Consider the following 20025-nt stretch of genomic DNA (forward strand, 5'->3'; position numbering starts at 1 on the left):
ATGAGCTGGAAAAACATTATCGGTCAGAAACAGCAGATCCGTGTTCTGCAGAAAGCTCTTGAAACAGACCGCTTTGCTCATGCCTACCTTTTTACCGGCCCGGAAGGGTCGGGAAAAGAGTCCGTTGCCTTTGAACTCGCCTCAATTCTCAACTGCCGCACTGCTTCACTTCAGAACGGCGAGGGCTCATGTCAAACCTGCCCTGACTGTATGCAGGTTCGCTCCTTCATGCACCAGAATATTGAGTATCTCTTTCCTGTCGAATCAGCCCTGCTTGACCCCGGGGAGGGGGCAAAAAAAGAGAACAAAAAGTTTACCGAGGCCAGGGAACGCTACGAAGCGCTGCTTGAACAAAAAAAAGAGAATCCCTACTTCTCTCCCGCCATGGAGCGCTCCATGGGCATTCTGACCGAACAGATTATCGCGCTTCAGCATAAAGCATCCTTTATGCCGGGTGAGGGAAGCAAAAAGATCTTCATTATTTCGCAGGCTGACCGGTTGCACCCCTCGGCAGCAAACAAGCTGCTGAAACTGCTTGAGGAACCACCTGCTCATGTGCTGTTTATTCTGGTAACCTCAAGGCCGGACGGGCTCCTTCCGACCATACGCTCACGATGCCAGACTGTCCGGTTCTCAAAAGTAACCGCCCGGGAACTGCGCCTCTGGCTGATGGAAAACCGCCCCGAAATTTTGGAGCCCGAACTGAGCTTTATTGTCAGTTTTTCAAGGGGAAACCTCCGGCTTGCATGGGAGCTGATCAACAACCGTGACAGCAATGGAGCTGAGACGCCAACCATGCTCCTGCGTAACCAGGCGCTCGACTATTTGCGCAAGGTGCTCACGCCGAACCGCTTCCATGAAGCTGTTATGGCCGCTGAAGAGAGTGCCCGAAACCTGACGCGCAGTGAGCTGACGCTCTTTCTTGGTGCGCTCCTGCTCTTCTTTCAGGACATCAACCACCGCAAGATTGTGCCTGAGTTTGCGGAACTCAACAACCCCGACATTACCGACTCGATTGACCGTTTTGCCCGGAACTTCCCCCATGCGGATTTCTTCACCATCTCAACCCTCACCGAAGAGGCGATCCGCACCATCGAACGCAATGCCAGTCCGCTCCTCGTCATGGCATCCTACACCTCCGAAATCCGCCGCCTGCTCCAAAAGATTTAACACTGATAACTCTGCCAGGCAAAAAGTCTCTCATAAAATAAATGTGACAGAAAACAACTGCGTGTTTCAATTCAGGAAATGTGCTGGCAAAAGAAATACCTGATCTGTCGATTCAGCAAAAAGAAGAGGATTGCGTCAATGAAATAACTAACGTACCTTTACAAAGAGAAAAGCACTGATTAAACCGGGTTTAGAAGTAAAGAATCACATCCTGTCAAGCGTCAGAAACAAGAGTACAAGAAACAATCTTTTCATCTTGCCACCAGATACGCTGCATATTTCTCCATGATTACTTTTATATGACTCCTGAATTATCTGAAACGCGGCGAATTATTGCTATCGGTGATATTCACGGGTGCCTGCTTTCTTTAAAAAAACTGATAGAAAGAGTCCATCCGGAACATGATGATCAATTAGTTTTTTTAGGTGATCTGATTGATCGGGGTAATCTTTCAAAAGCAGTTATCGACTATCTTATCGACCTTCAGACCCGCTTTACCTGTCACTTTATCATGGGTAATCATGAGCTGATGTACCTTGAATACCGTGAAAAACAAAACAAACTCAGATGGCCGAATAACAGAATACTCAAAATAGTGCGCTCCCGAAACCGTCCGGAAAATTTTACTCTTTCAGAAAAGCACCTGGCTTTTTTGCATACCTTCCGATTTTTCATTGAAACAGAGAACTACTTCTTTACCCATGGAGGTCTTGACCCTGAACTTTCCGTCAAAGACAACCTCAGATATTACCAGCAGGAGGAGTTCTGCTGGCAACGGGTACATATGCGCACCACTTTCAGGGATAGCCCTTTCGACAAGTGGGAAAAAACCATTGTCTGCGCACACACCGCTATTACAAACCCAATAATGACCGACCGTCTCATCGCCATTGATACAGGATGTGTCTATAAAGAAAAGTCAGGTTTCGGTAAACTCACTGCTGTTATTCTTCCTGAGCGACATCTGGTTCAGGTTCAAAATTGTGATTAAAAAACGACTATTCACTCCCCTGCTTCTCATTGCCTGTGGTCGAATCCAGCCAGTTGAGATAACCGGGTAACCCTCCGGTTACCTGAAGCTTGATAATTTCAGGAACATCGTAGGGGTGAAACTCAAGAATATAGGCTTCGAGCTCACTGTAGCGTGCTTCCGTGGTTTTAATAGAGAGCACAACTTCATCCTCTTTCTGCATTGCGCCTTCCCACAGAAAAAAACTCCGGATGTCAGCCATCTGTATGCAGGCCGCAAGACGGTTCTCCAGAATACCCTCTGCAAGATGTTCGGCTTCCTCCCTGTCCGGGGTAGTAGTGATAACCATGCAATAATCGATTTTCATCCTCTCGCAGGTAAAAAAAAGTTACAGTTCCATAAGCTCCTTGCTGAAACGCTGAAGCGGCTCGGCGCCTTGCGGCCCCAGTACCACCGTATCCTCGATACGCACTCCGAATCTGCCAGGCAGGTAAATTCCCGGTTCAATGGTAAAGACCATATTTTCCTGAAGCACCAGCTCCCCTTTCGGGCTGATTCTCGGCTCTTCGTGCACTTCAAAACCTACACCGTGACCGAGACCGTGGCCAAACTCCTCCGGATAACCGTGGCCTGCAATATATTCCCGCACAATCGAGTCAAGCTCCCTTCCGGTCATGCCGCACTTCGCAGAGGCTATACCAAGCTCCTGGGCTCCCTGGACAATACGATATATTTTTCGGGCCTCTTCCGACACCTGGCCAAGAGCGACAGTCCTTGTCTGATCGGAAGCATACCCCTCATAGACACATCCCATATCAATAACAATCAGCTCACCCGGCTGGAACCGGAGAGATGAAGGTTTTGCATGGGGCATTGCAGAGCGCGGCCCGCTGGCAACAATCGGGTCAAAAGAGTCTTTTTCCGCTCCAAGTTTTTTATGCTGATATGAAATTTCAGCCGCAATATCAAGCTCCGTAGCCTCAGGAGTAATAAGAGGCAGGAGCCCTTCAAACACCGATTCACTGATCTCTGCCGCTCGTCGCATTTTCATCAGTTCGCTCTCATGTTTGACCATTCTGAATTCATCAAAAAAAGCATGAACCGGTATAACCCGATGCCGACCATGAAGCCGCTCAATCAGTCGAGTAGCTTCATGCCAGGTAATAGTATCAGACTGCAGGGCAACACTCTCGCCAAACAAGTAACGTCCGGAAGCAAGCTCGGCATCAAATCCATCGGCAGAAATAACCGTTTCAGCAACACTCACCTCTCGGGAGGCCTGTTCTTTGTAGCGAAAATCGGTAAAAAGCCAGCTTTTTTCCCTTGTAACAATCATCCTGGCGCTGGAGCCACTGAAACCGGTAAGCCACCTGATAACAGAAAGATCGGTTATAATACAGGCATCAAGAGCCTGAGCCATCATTTTGCCGAGAACCATCTTCAGGGAAGCCTCCCTGTATATTTTATCCATAGCCCCTGAATCCGCTCTGATTATTTAGATTTACCCCAATTCTCATTAGATTTACGAATATTCGAACTCATTTGCCAACCAATCCGATTTATGCCGCAAAAGAAGTTACTGCAAAAGCTGCTTACAGGGGAAGATTTTTCACAGGAAGAGATGACCTACTGCATGAACAGCATCATGGACGGACTGTTTTCTGATGTTGTCATTGCTGCACTGCTTGCCCTTCTTCAAAAAAAGGGAGTGAGCGCTGCAGAAGCGGTCGGGGCCTACCACAGCCTCATGAAGAAAGCCAACTCTATATCCCTCGATAAAGATGCTGTCGATACCTGCGGAACCGGTGGAGACCATGCCGGAACCTTTAATATCTCGACAACCGCCTCAATTATTGCCAACAGTGCCGGAGTCCCCGTCGCCAAGCATGGAAACCGTTCAGTAACAAGCAGTTGTGGAAGTGCTGATGTTCTTGAAGCGCTCGGATTTTCAATTGATCTGCCGCCCGAAGCGACAAAGGAGCTTTTTGACGCCACAGGCTTTGCCTTCCTCTTTGCCCCGCTCTATCACCCCTCCATGAAACGGGTGGCTGCGATTCGCAGGGAGATGGGTATCAGAACGATATTCAATATTCTCGGTCCCCTGATCAATCCTGCAAAGGCAAAACGGCAGCTTGTCGGTGTATTCAACCAGGAGCTTATGGAACTCTATACCGAAGTGCTTCTGCAGACCGGGACGCGCCATGCGCTTGTGGTTCACTCCATGACTGAAGAGGGCACTCCTCTCGATGAACCGAGCCTTGACGGGCCAACCTTCATCATTGAAATTCAGCACCATTCAGTCCGGCGAAAAACCATCTATCCTGAAGATTTCGGTCTTGGCCGACATCCCCTGTCGGAGATCAAGGGCGGAACCAAAGAGGAAAACGCGTTGATTATCCGGAATATTCTTGACGGTTCAGCACCACAGGCACATATTGATGCAAGCATCTTCACCGCCGCCATGGCCTGCTTTGTTTCGGGAAAAGCAGCAAGCATTGATGATGGGTTTATTATGGCCGCAGATGCCCTGAAAAGCGGAGTGACTGAGAAAAAATTCAATGAGATTCTGAAAATAAACGGTGAGCTGACCGAGAAATACAGGTCGGGCGAAAACTAAATGCTTATCTTTGTGCCAAAAAACTTGTATACTGTTTCCCTTGTTTTTAAGCCGAAGCGAGAATCATTACACTCATGAACGGACGTAATACGCTAAATCCTGAGATGCCGCACAGCATCAATGAAAAGCTTCGTCAGTCAGGAGTGAGCGACGACCGTCAGAAGATCATCCGGCAGGCACTTGAAAACGTTAACAAGCCTGGATTCAGGATTGATCCTGCCGCCATCCTGCCGCTCATGAAGCCTGTCACCTGGTTCCCGCCAATGTGGGCCTTTGCCTGCGGCGTGGTCTCAACAGGCGAAGGTGTTGCTGCAAACTGGTCCATCCTTCTGCGGGGTGTTCTCCTTGCCGGTCCGCTTATGTGCGCCATGTCTCAGACGATGAACGACTACTTCGACCGTGAAGTGGACGCTATCAATGAACCGGAAAGGCCTATCCCGGCAGGAAAAATATCAAAATCAGCAAGCTGGCTGATTACCTTCTCGCTTATCGTTATCGGCTTTCTGGTGGCCCTCTCCATCCACCCATATGTCGTAGCCATCGCTTTTGTGGGGGTACTTATGTCACACGCCTACTCCGGCCCGCCAATACGGGCGAAAAGGAACGGCTGGTTCGGCAATCTCATCGTCGGTCTGGCATATGAAGGTGTGGCATGGCTGACCGGCAGTTTTGCCATTACACAGGGCGTTCCATCAACGGAGACCATTGCCCTCGCCATTATTTTTTCACTTGGGGCACACGGCATCATGACACTGAACGACTTTAAATCGGTTGTCGGTGACAATATCCGCAAGGTTGCCTCGATCCCCGTCCAGCTCGGCGAGAAAAAAGCAGCAATTCTTGCGGCGATTCTTATGGATCTTGCCCAGCTTGCAGCCATTATGATTCTGGTCTACAAAGGCTCCATGACCACAACAGTAATTGCCCTTGTTCTTCTTGTAGCCCAGTTGCCGATGCAGAAAGTCCTGATTGACAAACCGCTTGAAAAAGCCGTTTGGTATAATGCGTTCGGAACCCTGCTCTATGTGCTGTCAATGATGGTGTGCGCCGTCGGCATCCGCCCGTAACGAGCATACCGGAAATCCGTTCCGCAAGTTGATTGCTTCGTTGTTCCGACGATTTATTGACCTGCCGGTGCTACAATAATCGGTTTCGGGATTACAAAACTATTGTTATATTCCAGTTCGTTTTTTTAACACCAATTGATTGTACCATGCCAAAAGTCTGTCTACTGACCGGTAAAAAACCTATATATGGTAACACGGTTTCCCACGCGAACAACCATGTCCGCACCCGTTTTGAGCCGAACCTCCATACAAAAAAGGTATGGATCGAAGAGGAAAAGCGCTTTGTAAAGGTCAAGCTTTCAGCCAAAGCCATGAGAATTATTGCTAAAACCGGTACGGCCGAGCTCGCCAAACTGGTATAATTAAGCTCCGACCCTTAAAGGATAAGGCTTACAAAAAATTTCAATGTCTCATAAAGGCTCAATCTGCAAAGATTGAGCCTTTTTTTTGTCGATGCAAAAAAAACTGATCATATACACCGACGGAGCATGCAGCGGAAATCCCGGGCCCGGTGGCTGGGGTGCGCTGCTGATGTACGGCCCTTCAACCCGCGAACTATCAGGATACTCTCCGGCGACAACCAATAACCGCATGGAGCTTACTGCGGCAATAGAAGCGCTCGAAGCACTCAAGGAGCCCTGCAAGGTTGATCTCTACAGCGACTCAAGCTATCTCGTCAACGCCATCAATGAGGGGTGGCTGAAACGATGGGTTGTCAATAACTGGAAGACTGCTGCAAAAAAAAATGTCGAGAATCCGGATCTGTGGCAAAAAATCCTGAAGTTGATTAGATTGCATGAGGTTACCTTTCACAAGGTGAAGGGCCACAGCGACAATCCCTACAACAATCGCTGCGACGTGTTGGCACGGGAAGCCATAAAAAAACATCCATAACCAGTTGCTGTATGCCGAGCAAAACCGGACCTGACACAAGAGAGAAAAAACGCTCCTTTAAAAAGGGGGCGGGGCTCCTCCTGTTGATCAGCACATTCAGCATGATCTGCTTTCTTGCCATAGTAGTCTGGATCAACTGGCCGAAAACAAGAGTGCAGCCGGAACCGTTAAACCCGGAGATCAAGGGTCTGGTTGACAGGATTCCCGGAAAATCCGATGCCCTTATCTACATTGGACTGAAAGATATCCGCCAGAGCCGTATCTGGAAGGAGATCATTCCGGATTCGCTGAAAAAGGCGCCGCTCTTCCAGCCAAAAGGAAGGGTCGATGCAATCATAAAAGCTTCAGGGATCAACCCCACTGAGGATATAGACACCCTCCTGATCAGTTTCAGGCGAAGAGGGTACAAAGAGCAGCACTTTCTGGGCGTTGTCTGGGGCCCATTTTCAAAAAAGCTTCCCGAATCATTTCTCAAATCAAACAGCACTCTCTCTGAAAAAATAGGGAGCCGGCAGTGTTATGCTCTCGACAGTACACTCTGGATCTGTCAGCTTGATCCGAAACGTATAGCTTTTGCCAACAGCAGGAATATGCTTCAGGAGTTCCTCGTCCCATCCGGAAGCTTTTACCAGAGGGACTCACTCACAACAACCCTGATCGACAAGGCTGTATACAAATCACATCTCTGGTTTGCGCTGCCTTCCGCATCATGGACCACAGGCGCACTGCAAAGCCTCACGTCGGCTAACCGGGACATGAAAACCCTCGGAAACCTGAACCGTATCCGGAGTATGGCTCTCTCCCTGAAACTCAGTGACGGAATTGAAGCTGAGAGCGAATGGGTCTATACAACCAGACGGGCTGCCTATTTCTCCTCAACCTTTCTCTGGGGGGCAATCAAGCTTTCGGAGCTCGCCGGTACAAGAACATCCGACCAGGCGAAAAAACTGCTTGAAAAGCTTGATATTCAGCAGAACTATGAATCAGTGATTATTCATACGAAGCTTCCCATAGAACTCTTCCAGCAGGCCAAAGAGAAAAAGTAAAAGCCCGGTTACCTCTCCAGAGCGTCCGGGCTGCCAGGAGAGGAGAGCGGATCCCGCAGAAAACAGAGCACTCTGCCTTTCCAGAGCACCTGCAACCCTCTGCCGGCCATCACCACTTTTCCCGGTCGTGAGTTCAGTAGATCAACCAGCTTCTGCAGTGCCTGCGCGTCAACCGGTGCATCCATTTCGCGCAGAGCTCTTTTGAAAATCTCTTTCTGTTCGAAAACCGTCAGCTTCCTGAGCGCACCGACTTCAAGCCTGCCCTCAACAAGTGAAAGTCCGGGCTCGCATTCAGCAAGGTTTTCAAAATAGAGTTCAAGAAACTCTTCAAGCTCCCCTGCCTGTTCCGACACTCTCTGGAGCGATGGCATCAGTTTATGGGCAAACCGCTCCTCGATCAGCGGAATGACACGGTTCCTGATAAAATTCCGGTCGTAGTCATCGGAACTGTTACTGCTGTCAATCCGGCTCGCAATGCCCTTCTCCTTCAGGTAGCCTTTGATTTCAGCCTTATGGAGCAGCAGCATCGGCCGGATGATCCGGTCATTTCGGGCCCTGATCCCCTTGAGAGCGGGAAGAGAAGCTCCCCTGAAGAGGTTAAAAAGAATAGTCTCGGCATTATCACTGACATGATGAGCGGTGGCAACCTTCGAGAACCCCTGCTCCTCAAGCACCTTGTCAAAAAAACCGTAACGGAGAATGCGGGCGGTTTCTTCAAGAGACTTTTTCAGCTGCGTGGCATGAAGCCGGGTATCAAATCGCTCCACAAAGCACTCCATACCGAGCCTGAGAGCCGCCTCACGCACGAAATCCTCATCACCGTCACTCTCTCTGCCGCGGAGCAGGAAGTTGCAGTGAGCTACAGCAAGCTGAAGATGCAGCACAGGACGCAGTGCCGTGAAGAGGGAGAGCATGGCCATTGAATCCGGCCCTCCGGAGAGAGCAACAAGAATCCTTTCACCCTTGTCAACCAGCCTTCTTGCCTTTATCTGACTGAGAAACTTTTTCTCTAAAGCATTCACTTTTCCCCGCTCATTATCGTTTTTCCCGCAAGAAGCAACCCGTACTTCGTTTTCACGACAACGGGATGTGAGTGCGCCTGATCAGGCTCGCTAACCATTACAACGAACAATAGTTGCAAAACAAACCGAAAATCTTTACCCTGTTTTTTCAGGTACAAGATAAATAATTATCATGTTTGGTACGCTTACCATCACTAACCGCCTCTCGACAATAACCTATGTTTACTCCCTACGGCTACAGCACCATGATAAAAGCTTTACTGATCTGTATGCTCTGCAGCGGTGCCGCCCTGTTTTTTCCACCGGGAGTCAAAATCACACTGCTCATTGCCACAACCTCCTTCAGCCTCTTTACCCTCTACTTTTTCCGAGACCCTGAACGAAAAGCCCCGAATGAACAGCGCATAATCCTCGCACCGGCAGACGGCAGAATCCTTCTTGTTCAGAAGCAGAAAGGGAGTACGCTGGTCAGCATATTCATGTCACCCTTTAATGTCCATGTCAACCGGATCCCCATCAGCGGCAGAGTGACAAAAGTAAACTACAAACCCGGTCACTTCCTTATGGCATTTGACAACCGGAGCATGGAGAGCAATGAAAAAATGGAGATCGGTATTGACAATGGTGAGATCAGTGTACTCTTCAGCCAGATATCAGGATTTCTTGCCCGAAGAATTGTCTGTCCGCTTCAAAGAGATGAGCAGGTTACCATAGGCAACCGGTTCGGCATGATAAAGTTCGGCTCAAGAGTGGATATCACCCTTCCTCCCGGGGCAGCCGTTGAGGTTCAGGTTGGCCAGAAATCCGTCGCAGGCCGGACCATCCTGGCGAGATACTGAAAAATGTTGGTTTCGGAATGCTTATTCCTTATATAATTATCATTGAGTAGCATTATATCATTTTATCATCTCCGGAGGAGTTGCGATGTTTGGATTAGGTGGACAGGAGCTCATTCTTATTCTGCTGATCATTCTGCTGTTGTTCGGTGCAAAAAAACTTCCCGAGCTGGCAAAAGGTCTGGGCAAGGGAATGAGAGAGTTCAAGAAGGCCCAGAATGATATCGAGGAGGAGTTCAACAAAGCTGCCGATGAAGCCCCGAAAAAGGATAAATCGACAACCGTTTGACTCGCTGCCAGCCATAACCCTCTTATCAAAAAGCCCTTGTCAGGGCTTTTTGAGCATCCACAAGAGCCTTCACTCCCCTGATCTGACAAAAAACGGCATGGCAAGAGCGCTGCTGTAAAATGGACAGGATAGTACCTTTTTCTTTTTTTAGCGTTATCTTTGCAGTTGACTGCACACATCAAGAAACGCCAGCCATGCTATTCAGCCTTTATATTAAAAATTTCGCCCTGATCCAGGAGCTGGCGGTCGAGTTCATACCGGGACTGACCATCATCACCGGTGAAACAGGAGCTGGCAAATCCATTCTCATGGGAGCCCTGAACATCGTTCTTGGTGAACGGGCCAGCAGTGACCTTGTCCGCTCGGGCGCTAACAAAGCTGTTATAGAAGCGGTTCTGAAAGAGGCAGGAAGTGAGAAAATTGACACCCTTCTGCATGACGCCGAGATCGAACCGGCCGGGGAGCTTATTCTCCGCAGGGAGCTCTCTTCAACCGGTCAATCGCGCTGCTTCATCAATGATACACCCTGCACTGCAGGGCTGCTCAAGCAGATCGGGGAGCTGCTGATCGATCTGCACGGCCAGCATGAACACCAGCTTCTTTTGCGCGCCGATACCCACGAAACGCTTCTTGATGACTTTGCAGGGAGCCTGCCGGAGGTGACCGCCTACAGAACAACCCGCACACGGCTCCGGAATTTCCAGCTTGAGATAGCTCGACTCAATAAAGAGGTGTCAGAAATTCGTGATAAAAAGGAGCTGCTTGACTTCCAGCTCAACGAGCTTAATATGCTCGGCCTTAAACGGGGTGAAGAAGAGTCTGCCGAAACTGAAATCACGCTTCTGGAAAACGCAGAAACCCTCTTTACCCTCAGCACAGCACTCAGTGACCTGCTCTATGAGTGCGAGCATTCGGCATACTCCGTCCTGAGCACGGCGATCCATACCCTTGAGAAGCTTGCTGATATTGACAAACAGTTTGCTGTTCATCTTGAGGAGACCCGGACGGCAAAAAGCATTGTTGACGAACTTGCCCGGTTCAGCCGCAGCTACTCTGCTGCTATTGATTTCAACCCCTCGCGACTGGAGGAACTTCGTGAACGCCAGCTCCAGCTCCAGCGTATCAGCAAAAAATATGGTCGAACGCTGCCGGAGCTTATTGAACTGAGGGATGAACTTGACTCAAGAATAGCTCTTGAAAACAATCTTGAAGAGGAGATCTCGCGAATCGAGAGTGAGATCGCGCAGCAAAAAGAGAGACTCTCCGCTGATGCAGAGCGTCTCTCCCTCAAACGGCAGAAGGAGGCCTGCCGCCTTGAAAGCATCATTCAGGGAGAACTCGCAGATCTCGGCATACCGAATGCCACCTTCATCGTGAGCATGGTGCATGAGGAGCAGGAGAATGGCGAGATTGCACTTGAAGGGAAAACATATGCCGCACTGCCGAACGGTTATGACCGGATAGAGTTCCTGATCTCTACCAATCCGGGTGAAAAACCAAGACCGCTCGTCAAGGTGGCATCCGGTGGCGAGATCTCAAGAATCATGCTCGCCCTTAAAAGTGCGCTCGCAGCATCCGCTGATCTGCCGATTCTTGTTTTTGATGAAATTGATACCGGTATCAGCGGTCGTATTGCCGATGCCGTCGGAAAAAGCCTGAAAACCCTCTCCCGGCTTCACCAGATTATTGCCATCACCCACCTCCCGCAGATAGCCGCTATGGCCGATCTGCACCTCTCTGTAGAGAAATCTGTGCTGGGAGAGAGAACCGTAACCGAGGTAACCGTTCTCGACCGGGAGAGCCGTCTTCAGGCCATTGCCGCACTCATCAGCGGAAACCGGATTTCAGCATCCTCACTCACTCTTGCCGCCGAGCTGGTTGCCGGCGCGGAATCAGCGCTTCGTCCCTGAAGTGCTCCTGCACATCCATTACATGATTTGGTCGAAAAAACAGTTACCATCATGCATCATCCTGCATTGACCGTAGTTCTGGTCACCGGTGCATCAGGATAGAAAAAGGGATTCATGCTCCACCGCCATCACGCTATCTGCCCTACCGCTTTGTCTATCTGCTTGCAGGAGCAATGGAGTCACTCTACCGGATGATCAAACATGCAAAACGGCCCCTCCTTACCCGTCAGGCAGTTGTGTTGCTTGCCTCCCGAGCAGTTATTGATGCATCAAAAGCCCGCAGGATGCTTGGCTGGTCGCCACAGATCGCTCCGGACGAAGGGATCAGAAGGACACTCAACTGGCTGATAACGGTTGACCCCGCCGAATGGAAACAGAAGTAGCCGCTCCGGAAGCTCTGCGCTGCATGAGGGCAAAAAAGAGAGCGTATCAAGAGTACCGGATACTGAAAATATTTCTGAAAGAGCAAATTTGGTTTCTTTATTTATCTTCTATCTTTTGAAGAGTGAATCCAGGGAAAAACCGGAAACTGATGTTCCCGGAAAACCTGTTAAAACAGAGGGCGTTTTCAGGCAGTTCGTTTTCAGCTCTACTCTTTTAGATTATAGTATCAGCACAATATAACCATTAGTACTAACAAGAGGATTTTAACTAGTATGTCAACACGATACCTTTCAGGATCTGCCGTTGCGCTGGTCACTCCATTCCGGCACGACCGATCCGTCGATACCGATGCGTTAAGGCGGCTTGTGCAGTTTCATATTGCGGCGGGAACCGATATTATCATACCCTGCGGAACAACCGGTGAGTCACCGACACTCTCCGGAGCAGAGCAGTTTGCCATCATCCGCACGGTAAAGGAAGAGGCTGAGGGAAAGATCATTGTGGCGGCCGGTGCAGGCACCAACTCAACCGAGCACGCGGTCGAACTTGCACAACACGCTGAAAAGGCCGGTGCTGAAGCAATTCTATCCGTTGCACCCTACTACAACAAACCTTCGCAGGAGGGTATCTACCAGCACTACCGCCATATAGCGCAGGCGGTCTCTGTGCCGGTCATTATCTACAATGTTCCCGGAAGAACCGGATGCAATGTAGCTGCGTCAACCATACTCAGACTTGCGCGCGAGTTCGGAAACATCACCGCTGTCAAGGAGGCATCGGAAAATATCGGACAGATCATGGAGCTTATAGAGGAGCGCCCGGAAAACCTGTCGGTTCTCACGGGAGAGGACTCCATGATACTTCCATTTATTGCCATGGGAGGGGACGGAGTGATTTCCGTAGCGGCAAACCAGGTGCCGTTACAGGTCAAAAGTCTGGTCAATGCGGTCAAGTCGGGGAATCTTGATGAGGCCCGAACGCTGAACAGTACCTACAGAAAGCTGTTTAAACTGAACTTTGTTGAGAGCAACCCGGTACCGGTAAAATATGCTCTCGCACGGATGGGAATGATTGAGGAGATCTACCGGCTGCCGCTTGTACCCATGAGCGCAGAGAACAAGGTAATCATGGATGCCGAACTCGCCTCTCTCGGCCTCATTTAGCGCTCTATTCAAATCAAAAGGGCTGCATGATGATCATGCAGCCCTTTTGATTTATAACTCCCTTCTTCCAGTTTACGCAACAAAAGCCTCAAGGCTCTCCACAAACCGGTCAAGCTCCTCTTTGGTCCGCTTTTCGGTGACAGCTATCAACAAACCTGTTTCATGGTGCGCTGCAAGGTCATAACCGGCAAACACCCTCTTTTCAAGCATAGCGCTGATGATGTCTGCTGCCGGAACCGGGGTTTCAACAACAAACTCCTTGAAAAACGGTGACTGATACTTCAGTGAAAAACCTGGCAGAGCATCAATTTTTGAAGCAAGATAGTGCGCATTCCGGGTGGATTGTGCGGCAACCTGCCGGATCCCCTCTTTACCGAGCAGCGAAAGGTAAACGGCGGCCTGCAAGGCATTGAGCGCCTGGTTGCTGCAAATATTGGAGGTTGCTTTTTCCCTTCGGATATGCTGCTCACGGGTCTGAAGGGTAAGAATAAAGCCATCCTCGCCATCACGATCTTTGGTCATACCGACCAGTCGGCCGGGAATCTTGCGGACAAGCTCCTGCCTGACCGTAAAGATACCAAGGTAGGGACCGCCGAAATTCTGCGGGTTACCGAGCGGCTGACCCTCTCCGACTGCGATATCCGCGCCGTAACTGCCGGGTGCTGCAAGCACGCCGAGCGAGAGCGGATCGGCTGAAACTATAAAAAGTGCGCCTTTTGCATGTGCGATATCCCGTATAGCTTCAACATCTTCAAGGCAGCCGTAGAAATTCGGCTGCTGAACAACAACGGCCGCGACACTCTCATTGACCAATGCAGCAAGTGAAGCGAGCGATCCGGCACCATCTGCAAGATCATTCTGGATGACCGCATTATGACCGGAGGCTTCGAGATAGGTTTTCAGAACAGCGCTGTTGTAGGGGTGCAGCTTGCCGGCAACCACAACCTGCGAGCGACCGGTGACGTTCATGGCCATCAGCACCGCTTCAGCAAGTGCTGTAGCTCCGTCATACATGGAGGCATTGGCTACATCCATCTCATAGAGACGGCAAATCAGGCTCTGGTATTCGTAGATCGCCTGCAGGGTACCCTGGGAAACCTCCGCCTGGTAGGGGGTATAGGCGGTATAGAATTCGCTGCGTGAAACAATAGTCTTGATCGCGGCAGGAATAAAGTGATCGTATGCTCCTCCGCCAAGAAAACTCGTATAGTCGGAAGTGCTCCGGTTTGCAGAAGCAAGGGTTTCGAGCAGTTTGCGCACCTGGGGTTCATCTGAAGCCGCAAAAAGATCAAGGGTTTTTTTAAGCCGGATCTCTTCAGGAATATCCTTGATAAGATCCTCAAAGGAGCCTGCGCCTGTCGCCCGGAGCATCTCCTCCCTCTCTTCCGGAGTATTGATAATGAAGGGCATACGTTACTCTCCTGTCAACTGACGGTATGCCGCAGCGTCAAGAAGTCCCTCAATAGCCGAAGGACCTGCAACTTTCAGCTTGATCAGCCACCCTTCACCATAAGCATCCTGATTGACAACTTCAGCACTGTCGAGCGACGGGTTCAGTTCAAGAATCTCGCCGGCAACCGGAGCAAAAAGATCAGCAACCGTCTTTACCGCCTCAACCGTACCGAACACCTCATGCTGCCTGAGTACCGTTCCGGCAGACTTCAGTTCCACAAAAACAATATCACCAAGTTCATGCTGGGCAAAATCAGTAATGCCGACCAGGGCGGTGCTGCCGTCTGCAAGCAGTTTGATCCATTCATGGTCTTTGGTATAAAGAAGATCTTCAGGAATAGTCATGATAGCGCGTATGAGTGTTGTTGGAGTTTTCCGGAGCAGAAACTTTTTATGAAGAGCAAGGTAATATTTTTTTGAAAGTGCTGAAACAACAGGGAAAAAGAATCCCGGTTAAATGAATCAAAAAAAAGATGCTACAACAATCTCTGGCGCATCGACTCGTAGAGCAGTACCCCTGCCGTCACACTCACATTCAGGGATTCAACGCAGCCGGCCATGGGAATGCGGACAACCCGGTCACAGAATTTGAGGGCTTCGGGGGCAATCCCGCTCCCCTCCATGCCAAGCACAATTGCTGTGGCCTTTTTCAGATCGGCATCGGTATAGTTCACTTCCGCGTCCATATCGGCCGCTATCACCTGAATATCCTTTTCATGCAGATACTCAAGGGCACGCACAAGACTTTTCACCTTGCAGATTCTCATATGGGAGAGCGCTCCGGCCGATGCCTTGTGAACCACTGCATTGACAGGAGAACCCTTGCCTTCAACCAGCACCACAGCGTCAGCCGCCACAGCTTCGGCCGTTCTGATGATGGCTCCGATATTATGCGGATCATCAAGCCCCTGAAGAACGACCAGCAGCGGATAACTGTTGCGCGGAGTTGCAAGTACCTCCTCCAGCGAGTAGTAGGTAACCGTGCTGATAAGCGCACACACACCCTGATGCTTGGTTGTGCCTGCAATCAAAGAGAGTTTTTCAAGCCTTGCCTTGCCGGTCACAATCTTCTGACGCCTCGCGCCAATGATAATCTCCTTGAGCTTCGGATGCGCAGTATTGAACTGGAAATAGATTTTCTCGATGCTCTCCGGCTTCTGCTGAAGCAGCTCAAGTACAGCGTTGCGGCCGTAAACAATATTTTCTGAATGTTCCACGTCCATACAAGTGTGTACTCTTCTATTGCTGATTAACAAGTTATGCGCCGGATTCCGGTCGAAAGAGAGAGTCTGACGGTTGCAAAGGGAAAGCAGAATGTAATTAAATTTATCAAAAATCGTTTTTTTTAATATCTTTCCAACCGCCTCGATTTTAATGCGTTTAATACGATCATAACGTTTTCAGCTCCTTCGGGGTTCTCTGATCGTGCTCTGTACATACCTTTCATCAATACAAATTCATTGAATGCCAGTATGAGCCGGACCTATAAAACAATGGAGGGAAATGAAGCTGTTGCTCATATCTCTTATCGGACCAGTGAAGTTATCTGCATATACCCGATCACTCCGGCCTCACCGATGGGCGAATATTCCGATGCCTGGGCGGCGGAGGGAAAAAAGAATATCTGGGGAACGGTACCAAAAATTGATGAACTGCAAAGTGAAGCCGGTGCGGCCGCAGCAGTTCACGGATCGTTGCAGACAGGATCTCTGACAACCACCTTTACCGCCTCACAGGGTCTGTTGCTGATGATCCCGAACATGTATAAAATTGCCGGTGAACTCACCCCCTGCGTTATTCACGTTTCGGCACGCGCTCTTGCCGGACAGGCGCTCTCGATCTTCGGCGACCATGGTGACGTCATGTCAGTTCGCGGAACAGGTTTTGCCATGCTCGCATCCAGCTCGGTTCAGGAGGCTATGGATATGGCTCTCATCTCTGCTGCAGCGACGCTTGAATCAAGAATTCCCTTCCTGCACTTCTTTGATGGATTCAGAACATCGCATGAAATCGCAAAAATCGAGGTCATTCCGGATACAACCATAAAAGCACTGGTGAGCGATGAGCTTGTCATAGCGCACCGCAACCGCCGCATGAGCCCTGATGCCCCGATTATCCGGGGAACATCGCAGAACCCGGATGTCTATTTCCAGGCCCGTGAGACCGTCAACAGCTACTACAATGACTGTGCGGATATCACCGAAAAGGTTATGGCGCAATTCGGTGAGCTGACCGGACGTCACTATAAACTCTACCAGTACTACGGCGCACCCGATGCCGACCGGGTTATTGTCATGATGGGTTCAGGCGTTGATACCGTGCGCGAAACTGTTGAATATCTCAACAACAGGGGCGAAAAAATCGGCGTCATCAATGCCCGCCTCTTCCGTCCGTTCGATATCGATCGTCTGGTCAAGGCACTGCCCGCCACGGTCAAATCAATCTCCATCCTTGACCGGATGAAAGAGCCCGGAAGCGCCGGCGAACCGCTCTACCTTGATATCGTCAATGCACTGTTCGAAGGATTACAGAAGGGTCTGCTGAAAAGCCTGCCTGCAATTACCGGCGGCAGATACGGTCTCTCATCAAAGGAGTTCACTCCTGCCATGGTCAAGGCCATTTACGACAACATGGCTTCAGCCGCACCGAAAAACCATTTCACGATCGGCATCAATGACGATGTCACTCACCTGAGTCTCGACTACGACCGTACCTTCTCGATTGAGCCGGACGAGATGTTCCGGGCACTCTTTTACGGCCTCGGATCGGACGGAACGGTAGGCGCCAATAAAAACAGCATCAAGATTATCGGCGAGAACACCGCGAACTTCGCCCAGGGGTACTTTGTCTATGACTCCAAAAAATCGGGTTCAATCACCACGTCACACTTGCGGTTCGGTCCTCATGAGATTCGTTCACAATACCTGATTACCGAAGCCCAGTTCATCGGTTGTCACCACTGGATCTTCCTTGACATGATTGATCTGGTTAAAAATCTGAAAAAGGGCGGAACACTGCTCCTGAACTCTCAATTCACTCCGGAAGAGATCTGGGATAAACTTCCGAAAACCGTCCAGGAACACCTGATCCGCAAAGAGGCAAAACTCTACACCATAGATGCCTACAAGGTTGCCAGTGCAAGCGGGATGGGCCAGCGCATCAACACCATCATGCAGGCCTGCTTTTTTGCCATCTCCGGAGTACTTCCCCGTGAAGAGGCGATTGAAAAAATCAAGAGTGCTATCAAATATACCTATGGCAAAAAGGGTGATGAGGTCGTCAGGCAGAACATACAGGCTGTAGATAATACCCTTGACAATCTGCACCAGGTTACGATCGGCACGATTGCCGACAGCAAACAGGATCTGCGCTCCTGTATTGTCGGAGAGGCAAGCGGATTCTTCTGTAATGTACTGGCAAAAGTTATTGCCGGTGACGGTGACGACATTCCTGTCAGCGATCTTCCTGATGACGGCACCTATCCAACCGGCACAGCTAAATTCGAAAAACGCAATCTTGCTGACGAAATCCCGGTATGGGAACCCCATCTCTGCATCCAGTGCGGCAAATGCGCCCTGGTCTGCCCTCATGCGGCTATCCGCGCCAAGGTCTATGACCCCAAATACATTGAGAACGCTCCCCGTACCTTCAAATCCATACAGGCAAAGGGTGCAAGCTGGGAGGGAATGAACTATACCATCCAGGTAGCGCCTGAGGATTGTACCGGCTGTATCGTCTGCGCTCATGTATGCCCCGGAAGAGACAAGAGCAATCCGGAACGCCATGCACTCAACATGGAGCCGCAGATTCCGCTTCGCGAGACCGAGATTGACAACTGGAACTACTATCTCAACATTCCGGAGTTTGATCGTAACAAAATCAATACCAAGCTTATCAAGGAGCAGCAGCTTCAGGAGCCGCTCTTCGAGTTTTCGGGAGCATGCGCAGGGTGCGGTGAAACACCCTACATCAAACTCATGACACAGCTCTTCGGAGACCGCCTTGTTATAGGCAATGCCACCGGCTGTTCATCGATTTATGGCGGCAATCTTCCGACAACACCCTACACCACCAATGCCCAGGGGCTCGGGCCGACATGGTCAAACTCTCTTTTCGAGGATACCGCAGAGTTTGCTCTCGGTTTCAGGATATCAATTGACAAGCAGCGTGAATACGCCAGTGAGATGCTGCTGAGAATCGGCTCCCAGATCGGAGAAACCCTGACACGGGAGATCCTTGAAGCAAAAGAGCTCACTGAACCCGAGATCTTCGAACAGAGAAAACGGGTGGCGATACTCAAGGAGAAACTTCGCCAACTGGATTCACCCGACGCAAAAAACCTGCTCTCGATAGCCGACATGCTGGTCAAAAAGAGTGTATGGGGCGTGGGCGGCGATGGCTGGGCCTATGATATCGGTTACGGCGGCGTTGACCATATCACGGCAGGCGACAAGAACATCAACCTTCTGGTACTTGATACCGAAGTCTATTCAAACACCGGAGGACAGGCTTCGAAGGCAACCCCGAAAGCTGCGGTTGCAAAATTTGCCGCTGCCGGCCGCACGGTGACGAAAAAGGATCTCGGTATGATCTCCATGAGCTACAACAATGCCTATGTCGCCTCGGTGGCTTTTGGAGCGCGTGATGAGCAGACACTCAAGGCTTTCCTTGAAGCTGAAGCTTACGACGGCCCATCGATCATCATTGCCTACTCGCACTGTATCGCTCATGGTATTGACATGGGGAGAGCGCTGGACTACCAGAAAGCCGCTGTGGATTCCGGACACTGGCTGCTCTACCGCTTCAATCCGGACAGATTGAAAGAGGGCAAGAATCCGCTTATTCTTGATTCGAAAAAACCGAAAATTCCGGTCGCCCAGTTCCTCAACATGGAGAACCGCTTCAGAATGCTCAAGAAAAGCCATCCGGCTCTTGCTGAAGGCTATTTTGCCGCAATCCAGAAAGAGGTGGACGCACGGTGGGCTCACTACGAATACCTTGCAGCCAGAACCTTTGATGAGCTGAAAGAGCAGTAGGCCCGAGTAAAAGAAAGCAATAAAAAACGGCGGAATAACACCCGCCGTTTTTTGTTTGAGAGAAAGGACATCAAGGACGAAGAGAAACATCAATCACTTTCTACCAATATCGCTTTCCTCTGGAGCTCAATCCAATATTCAGGATATAAAATCTCTTGGATCTTGTCC

Annotated in this window: 19 protein-coding genes; 13 read left to right on the plus strand and 6 right to left on the minus strand. The window is 50.1% G+C overall.

Translation table 11 applies throughout. The features are described from left to right. Both BOO20_RS07420 and BOO20_RS07425 read left to right on the plus strand, forming a co-directional pair. A complete protein-coding gene (locus tag BOO20_RS07420; RefSeq protein WP_076791739.1) occupies positions 1 to 1170 on the plus strand; it encodes an ATP-binding protein in 1170 nt (389 codons plus the stop codon). 299 nt (positions 1171 to 1469) lie between these two features. Beyond that, on the plus strand, positions 1470 to 2162 hold the full coding sequence (locus BOO20_RS07425; protein WP_076791740.1) for a metallophosphoesterase family protein: 693 nt from the start codon (positions 1470 to 1472) through the stop codon (positions 2160 to 2162). 7 nt (positions 2163 to 2169) lie between these two features. Here the strand turns inward: BOO20_RS07425 and cutA are convergent, their stop codons facing one another. Both cutA and BOO20_RS07435 read right to left on the minus strand, forming a co-directional pair. Next, positions 2170 to 2508 (minus strand): divalent-cation tolerance protein CutA, encoded by a 339-nt coding sequence (gene cutA / locus BOO20_RS07430; protein ID WP_076791742.1) that lies wholly within the window; start codon positions 2506 to 2508, stop codon positions 2170 to 2172. 21 nt (positions 2509 to 2529) lie between these two features. After that, the gene (locus tag BOO20_RS07435; RefSeq protein WP_076791743.1) at positions 2530 to 3612 is read right to left on the minus strand and encodes a Xaa-Pro peptidase family protein; all 1083 of its coding nucleotides are present in this window, start codon (positions 3610 to 3612) and stop codon (positions 2530 to 2532) included. Between the two features lie 90 nt (positions 3613 to 3702). Here BOO20_RS07435 and trpD point away from each other — a divergent pair, with 90 nt between their 5' ends. The 5 genes from trpD to BOO20_RS07460 all read left to right on the plus strand — a co-directional run bounded on the left by trpD (position 3703) and on the right by BOO20_RS07460 (position 7765). Next, positions 3703 to 4758 (plus strand): anthranilate phosphoribosyltransferase, encoded by a 1056-nt coding sequence (trpD, locus tag BOO20_RS07440; RefSeq protein WP_076791745.1) that lies wholly within the window; start codon positions 3703 to 3705, stop codon positions 4756 to 4758. Positions 4759 to 4832: 74 nt separating this feature from the next. After that, entirely contained in the window at positions 4833 to 5825 is a 993-nt protein-coding gene (gene chlG / locus BOO20_RS07445; RefSeq protein WP_076791747.1) for a chlorophyll synthase ChlG, read from the plus strand. A gap of 146 nt (positions 5826 to 5971) precedes the next feature. After that, complete coding sequence (rpmB, locus tag BOO20_RS07450; RefSeq protein WP_006365473.1) at positions 5972 to 6187, plus strand: 50S ribosomal protein L28; 216 nt, start codon at positions 5972 to 5974, stop codon at positions 6185 to 6187. Positions 6188 to 6278: 91 nt separating this feature from the next. Beyond that, on the plus strand, positions 6279 to 6719 hold the full coding sequence (rnhA, locus tag BOO20_RS07455) for a ribonuclease HI (RefSeq protein ID WP_076791748.1): 441 nt from the start codon (positions 6279 to 6281) through the stop codon (positions 6717 to 6719). 11 nt (positions 6720 to 6730) lie between these two features. Further along, positions 6731 to 7765, plus strand: coding sequence for a hypothetical protein (locus BOO20_RS07460; protein ID WP_076791750.1), 1035 nt, complete (start codon positions 6731 to 6733; stop codon positions 7763 to 7765). Positions 7766 to 7773: 8 nt separating this feature from the next. Here the strand turns inward: BOO20_RS07460 and tilS are convergent, their stop codons facing one another. Continuing rightward, positions 7774 to 8787 (minus strand): tRNA lysidine(34) synthetase TilS, encoded by a 1014-nt coding sequence (tilS, locus tag BOO20_RS07465; protein ID WP_076791751.1) that lies wholly within the window; start codon positions 8785 to 8787, stop codon positions 7774 to 7776. A 218-nt stretch (positions 8788 to 9005) separates the two neighbouring features. Between tilS and BOO20_RS07470 the strand changes: the two genes are divergently transcribed. The 5 genes from BOO20_RS07470 to dapA all read left to right on the plus strand — a co-directional run bounded on the left by BOO20_RS07470 (position 9006) and on the right by dapA (position 13369). Further along, the gene (locus BOO20_RS07470; protein ID WP_076791753.1) at positions 9006 to 9626 is read left to right on the plus strand and encodes a phosphatidylserine decarboxylase; all 621 of its coding nucleotides are present in this window, start codon (positions 9006 to 9008) and stop codon (positions 9624 to 9626) included. Between the two features lie 85 nt (positions 9627 to 9711). Next, a complete protein-coding gene (locus tag BOO20_RS07475; RefSeq protein WP_076791754.1) occupies positions 9712 to 9912 on the plus strand; it encodes a twin-arginine translocase TatA/TatE family subunit in 201 nt (66 codons plus the stop codon). Positions 9913 to 10106: 194 nt separating this feature from the next. Next, positions 10107 to 11822 (plus strand): DNA repair protein RecN, encoded by a 1716-nt coding sequence (gene recN / locus BOO20_RS07480; protein WP_076791756.1) that lies wholly within the window; start codon positions 10107 to 10109, stop codon positions 11820 to 11822. A 173-nt stretch (positions 11823 to 11995) separates the two neighbouring features. After that, positions 11996 to 12205, plus strand: coding sequence for a hypothetical protein (locus tag BOO20_RS07485; RefSeq protein ID WP_076791757.1), 210 nt, complete (start codon positions 11996 to 11998; stop codon positions 12203 to 12205). Between the two features lie 273 nt (positions 12206 to 12478). Next, positions 12479 to 13369 carry a 4-hydroxy-tetrahydrodipicolinate synthase gene (gene dapA / locus BOO20_RS07490; protein ID WP_076791759.1) on the plus strand — a complete coding sequence of 297 codons (891 nt, stop codon included), beginning with the start codon at positions 12479 to 12481 and terminating at the stop codon, positions 13367 to 13369. Between the two features lie 72 nt (positions 13370 to 13441). Here dapA and gcvPA read toward each other — a convergent pair whose 3' ends face one another. The 3 genes from gcvPA to rlmB all read right to left on the minus strand — a co-directional run bounded on the left by gcvPA (position 13442) and on the right by rlmB (position 16044). Beyond that, complete coding sequence (gene gcvPA, locus BOO20_RS07495) at positions 13442 to 14779, minus strand: aminomethyl-transferring glycine dehydrogenase subunit GcvPA (protein ID WP_076791761.1); 1338 nt, start codon at positions 14777 to 14779, stop codon at positions 13442 to 13444. 3 nt (positions 14780 to 14782) lie between these two features. Beyond that, the gene (gene gcvH / locus BOO20_RS07500; protein ID WP_076791762.1) at positions 14783 to 15166 is read right to left on the minus strand and encodes a glycine cleavage system protein GcvH; all 384 of its coding nucleotides are present in this window, start codon (positions 15164 to 15166) and stop codon (positions 14783 to 14785) included. Between the two features lie 131 nt (positions 15167 to 15297). Next, positions 15298 to 16044: a 23S rRNA (guanosine(2251)-2'-O)-methyltransferase RlmB gene (rlmB, locus tag BOO20_RS07505; RefSeq protein ID WP_076791764.1), complete on the minus strand. Its 747-nt coding sequence runs from the start codon at positions 16042 to 16044 to the stop codon at positions 15298 to 15300. A 249-nt stretch (positions 16045 to 16293) separates the two neighbouring features. Between rlmB and nifJ the strand changes: the two genes are divergently transcribed. Next, positions 16294 to 19857, plus strand: a complete 3564-nt coding sequence (gene nifJ / locus BOO20_RS07510) for a pyruvate:ferredoxin (flavodoxin) oxidoreductase (RefSeq protein ID WP_076791765.1) — start codon at positions 16294 to 16296, stop codon at positions 19855 to 19857. Positions 19858 to 20025: the final 168 nt, after the last annotated feature.

The sequence above is a fragment of the Chlorobium sp. KB01 genome, from assembly GCF_001975465.1.
GTDB lineage: Bacteria > Bacteroidota > Chlorobiia > Chlorobiales > Chlorobiaceae > Chlorobium.

Excerpts from the sequence above, each read along its gene's own strand:
- gcvH (WP_076791762.1), bottom strand. The coding sequence starts at position 15,166 with ATGACTATTCCTGAAGATCTTCTTTATACCAAAGACCATGAATGGATC.
- BOO20_RS07485 (WP_076791757.1), top strand. The coding sequence starts at position 11,996 with ATGGAGTCACTCTACCGGATGATCAAACATGCAAAACGGCCCCTCCTT.
- gcvPA (WP_076791761.1), bottom strand. The coding sequence starts at position 14,779 with ATGCCCTTCATTATCAATACTCCGGAAGAGAGGGAGGAGATGCTCCGG.
- BOO20_RS07420 (WP_076791739.1), top strand. The coding sequence starts at position 1 with ATGAGCTGGAAAAACATTATCGGTCAGAAACAGCAGATCCGTGTTCTG.
- BOO20_RS07425 (WP_076791740.1), top strand. The coding sequence starts at position 1,470 with ATGACTCCTGAATTATCTGAAACGCGGCGAATTATTGCTATCGGTGAT.
- chlG (WP_076791747.1), top strand. The coding sequence starts at position 4,833 with ATGAACGGACGTAATACGCTAAATCCTGAGATGCCGCACAGCATCAAT.
- rlmB (WP_076791764.1), bottom strand. The coding sequence starts at position 16,044 with ATGGACGTGGAACATTCAGAAAATATTGTTTACGGCCGCAACGCTGTA.
- trpD (WP_076791745.1), top strand. The coding sequence starts at position 3,703 with ATGCCGCAAAAGAAGTTACTGCAAAAGCTGCTTACAGGGGAAGATTTT.
- BOO20_RS07475 (WP_076791754.1), top strand. The coding sequence starts at position 9,712 with ATGTTTGGATTAGGTGGACAGGAGCTCATTCTTATTCTGCTGATCATT.
- BOO20_RS07435 (WP_076791743.1), bottom strand. The coding sequence starts at position 3,612 with ATGGATAAAATATACAGGGAGGCTTCCCTGAAGATGGTTCTCGGCAAA.
- BOO20_RS07470 (WP_076791753.1), top strand. The coding sequence starts at position 9,006 with ATGTTTACTCCCTACGGCTACAGCACCATGATAAAAGCTTTACTGATC.
- rnhA (WP_076791748.1), top strand. The coding sequence starts at position 6,279 with ATGCAAAAAAAACTGATCATATACACCGACGGAGCATGCAGCGGAAAT.
- BOO20_RS07460 (WP_076791750.1), top strand. The coding sequence starts at position 6,731 with ATGCCGAGCAAAACCGGACCTGACACAAGAGAGAAAAAACGCTCCTTT.
- rpmB (WP_006365473.1), top strand. The coding sequence starts at position 5,972 with ATGCCAAAAGTCTGTCTACTGACCGGTAAAAAACCTATATATGGTAAC.
- recN (WP_076791756.1), top strand. The coding sequence starts at position 10,107 with ATGCTATTCAGCCTTTATATTAAAAATTTCGCCCTGATCCAGGAGCTG.
- nifJ (WP_076791765.1), top strand. The coding sequence starts at position 16,294 with ATGAGCCGGACCTATAAAACAATGGAGGGAAATGAAGCTGTTGCTCAT.
- cutA (WP_076791742.1), bottom strand. The coding sequence starts at position 2,508 with ATGAAAATCGATTATTGCATGGTTATCACTACTACCCCGGACAGGGAG.
- dapA (WP_076791759.1), top strand. The coding sequence starts at position 12,479 with ATGTCAACACGATACCTTTCAGGATCTGCCGTTGCGCTGGTCACTCCA.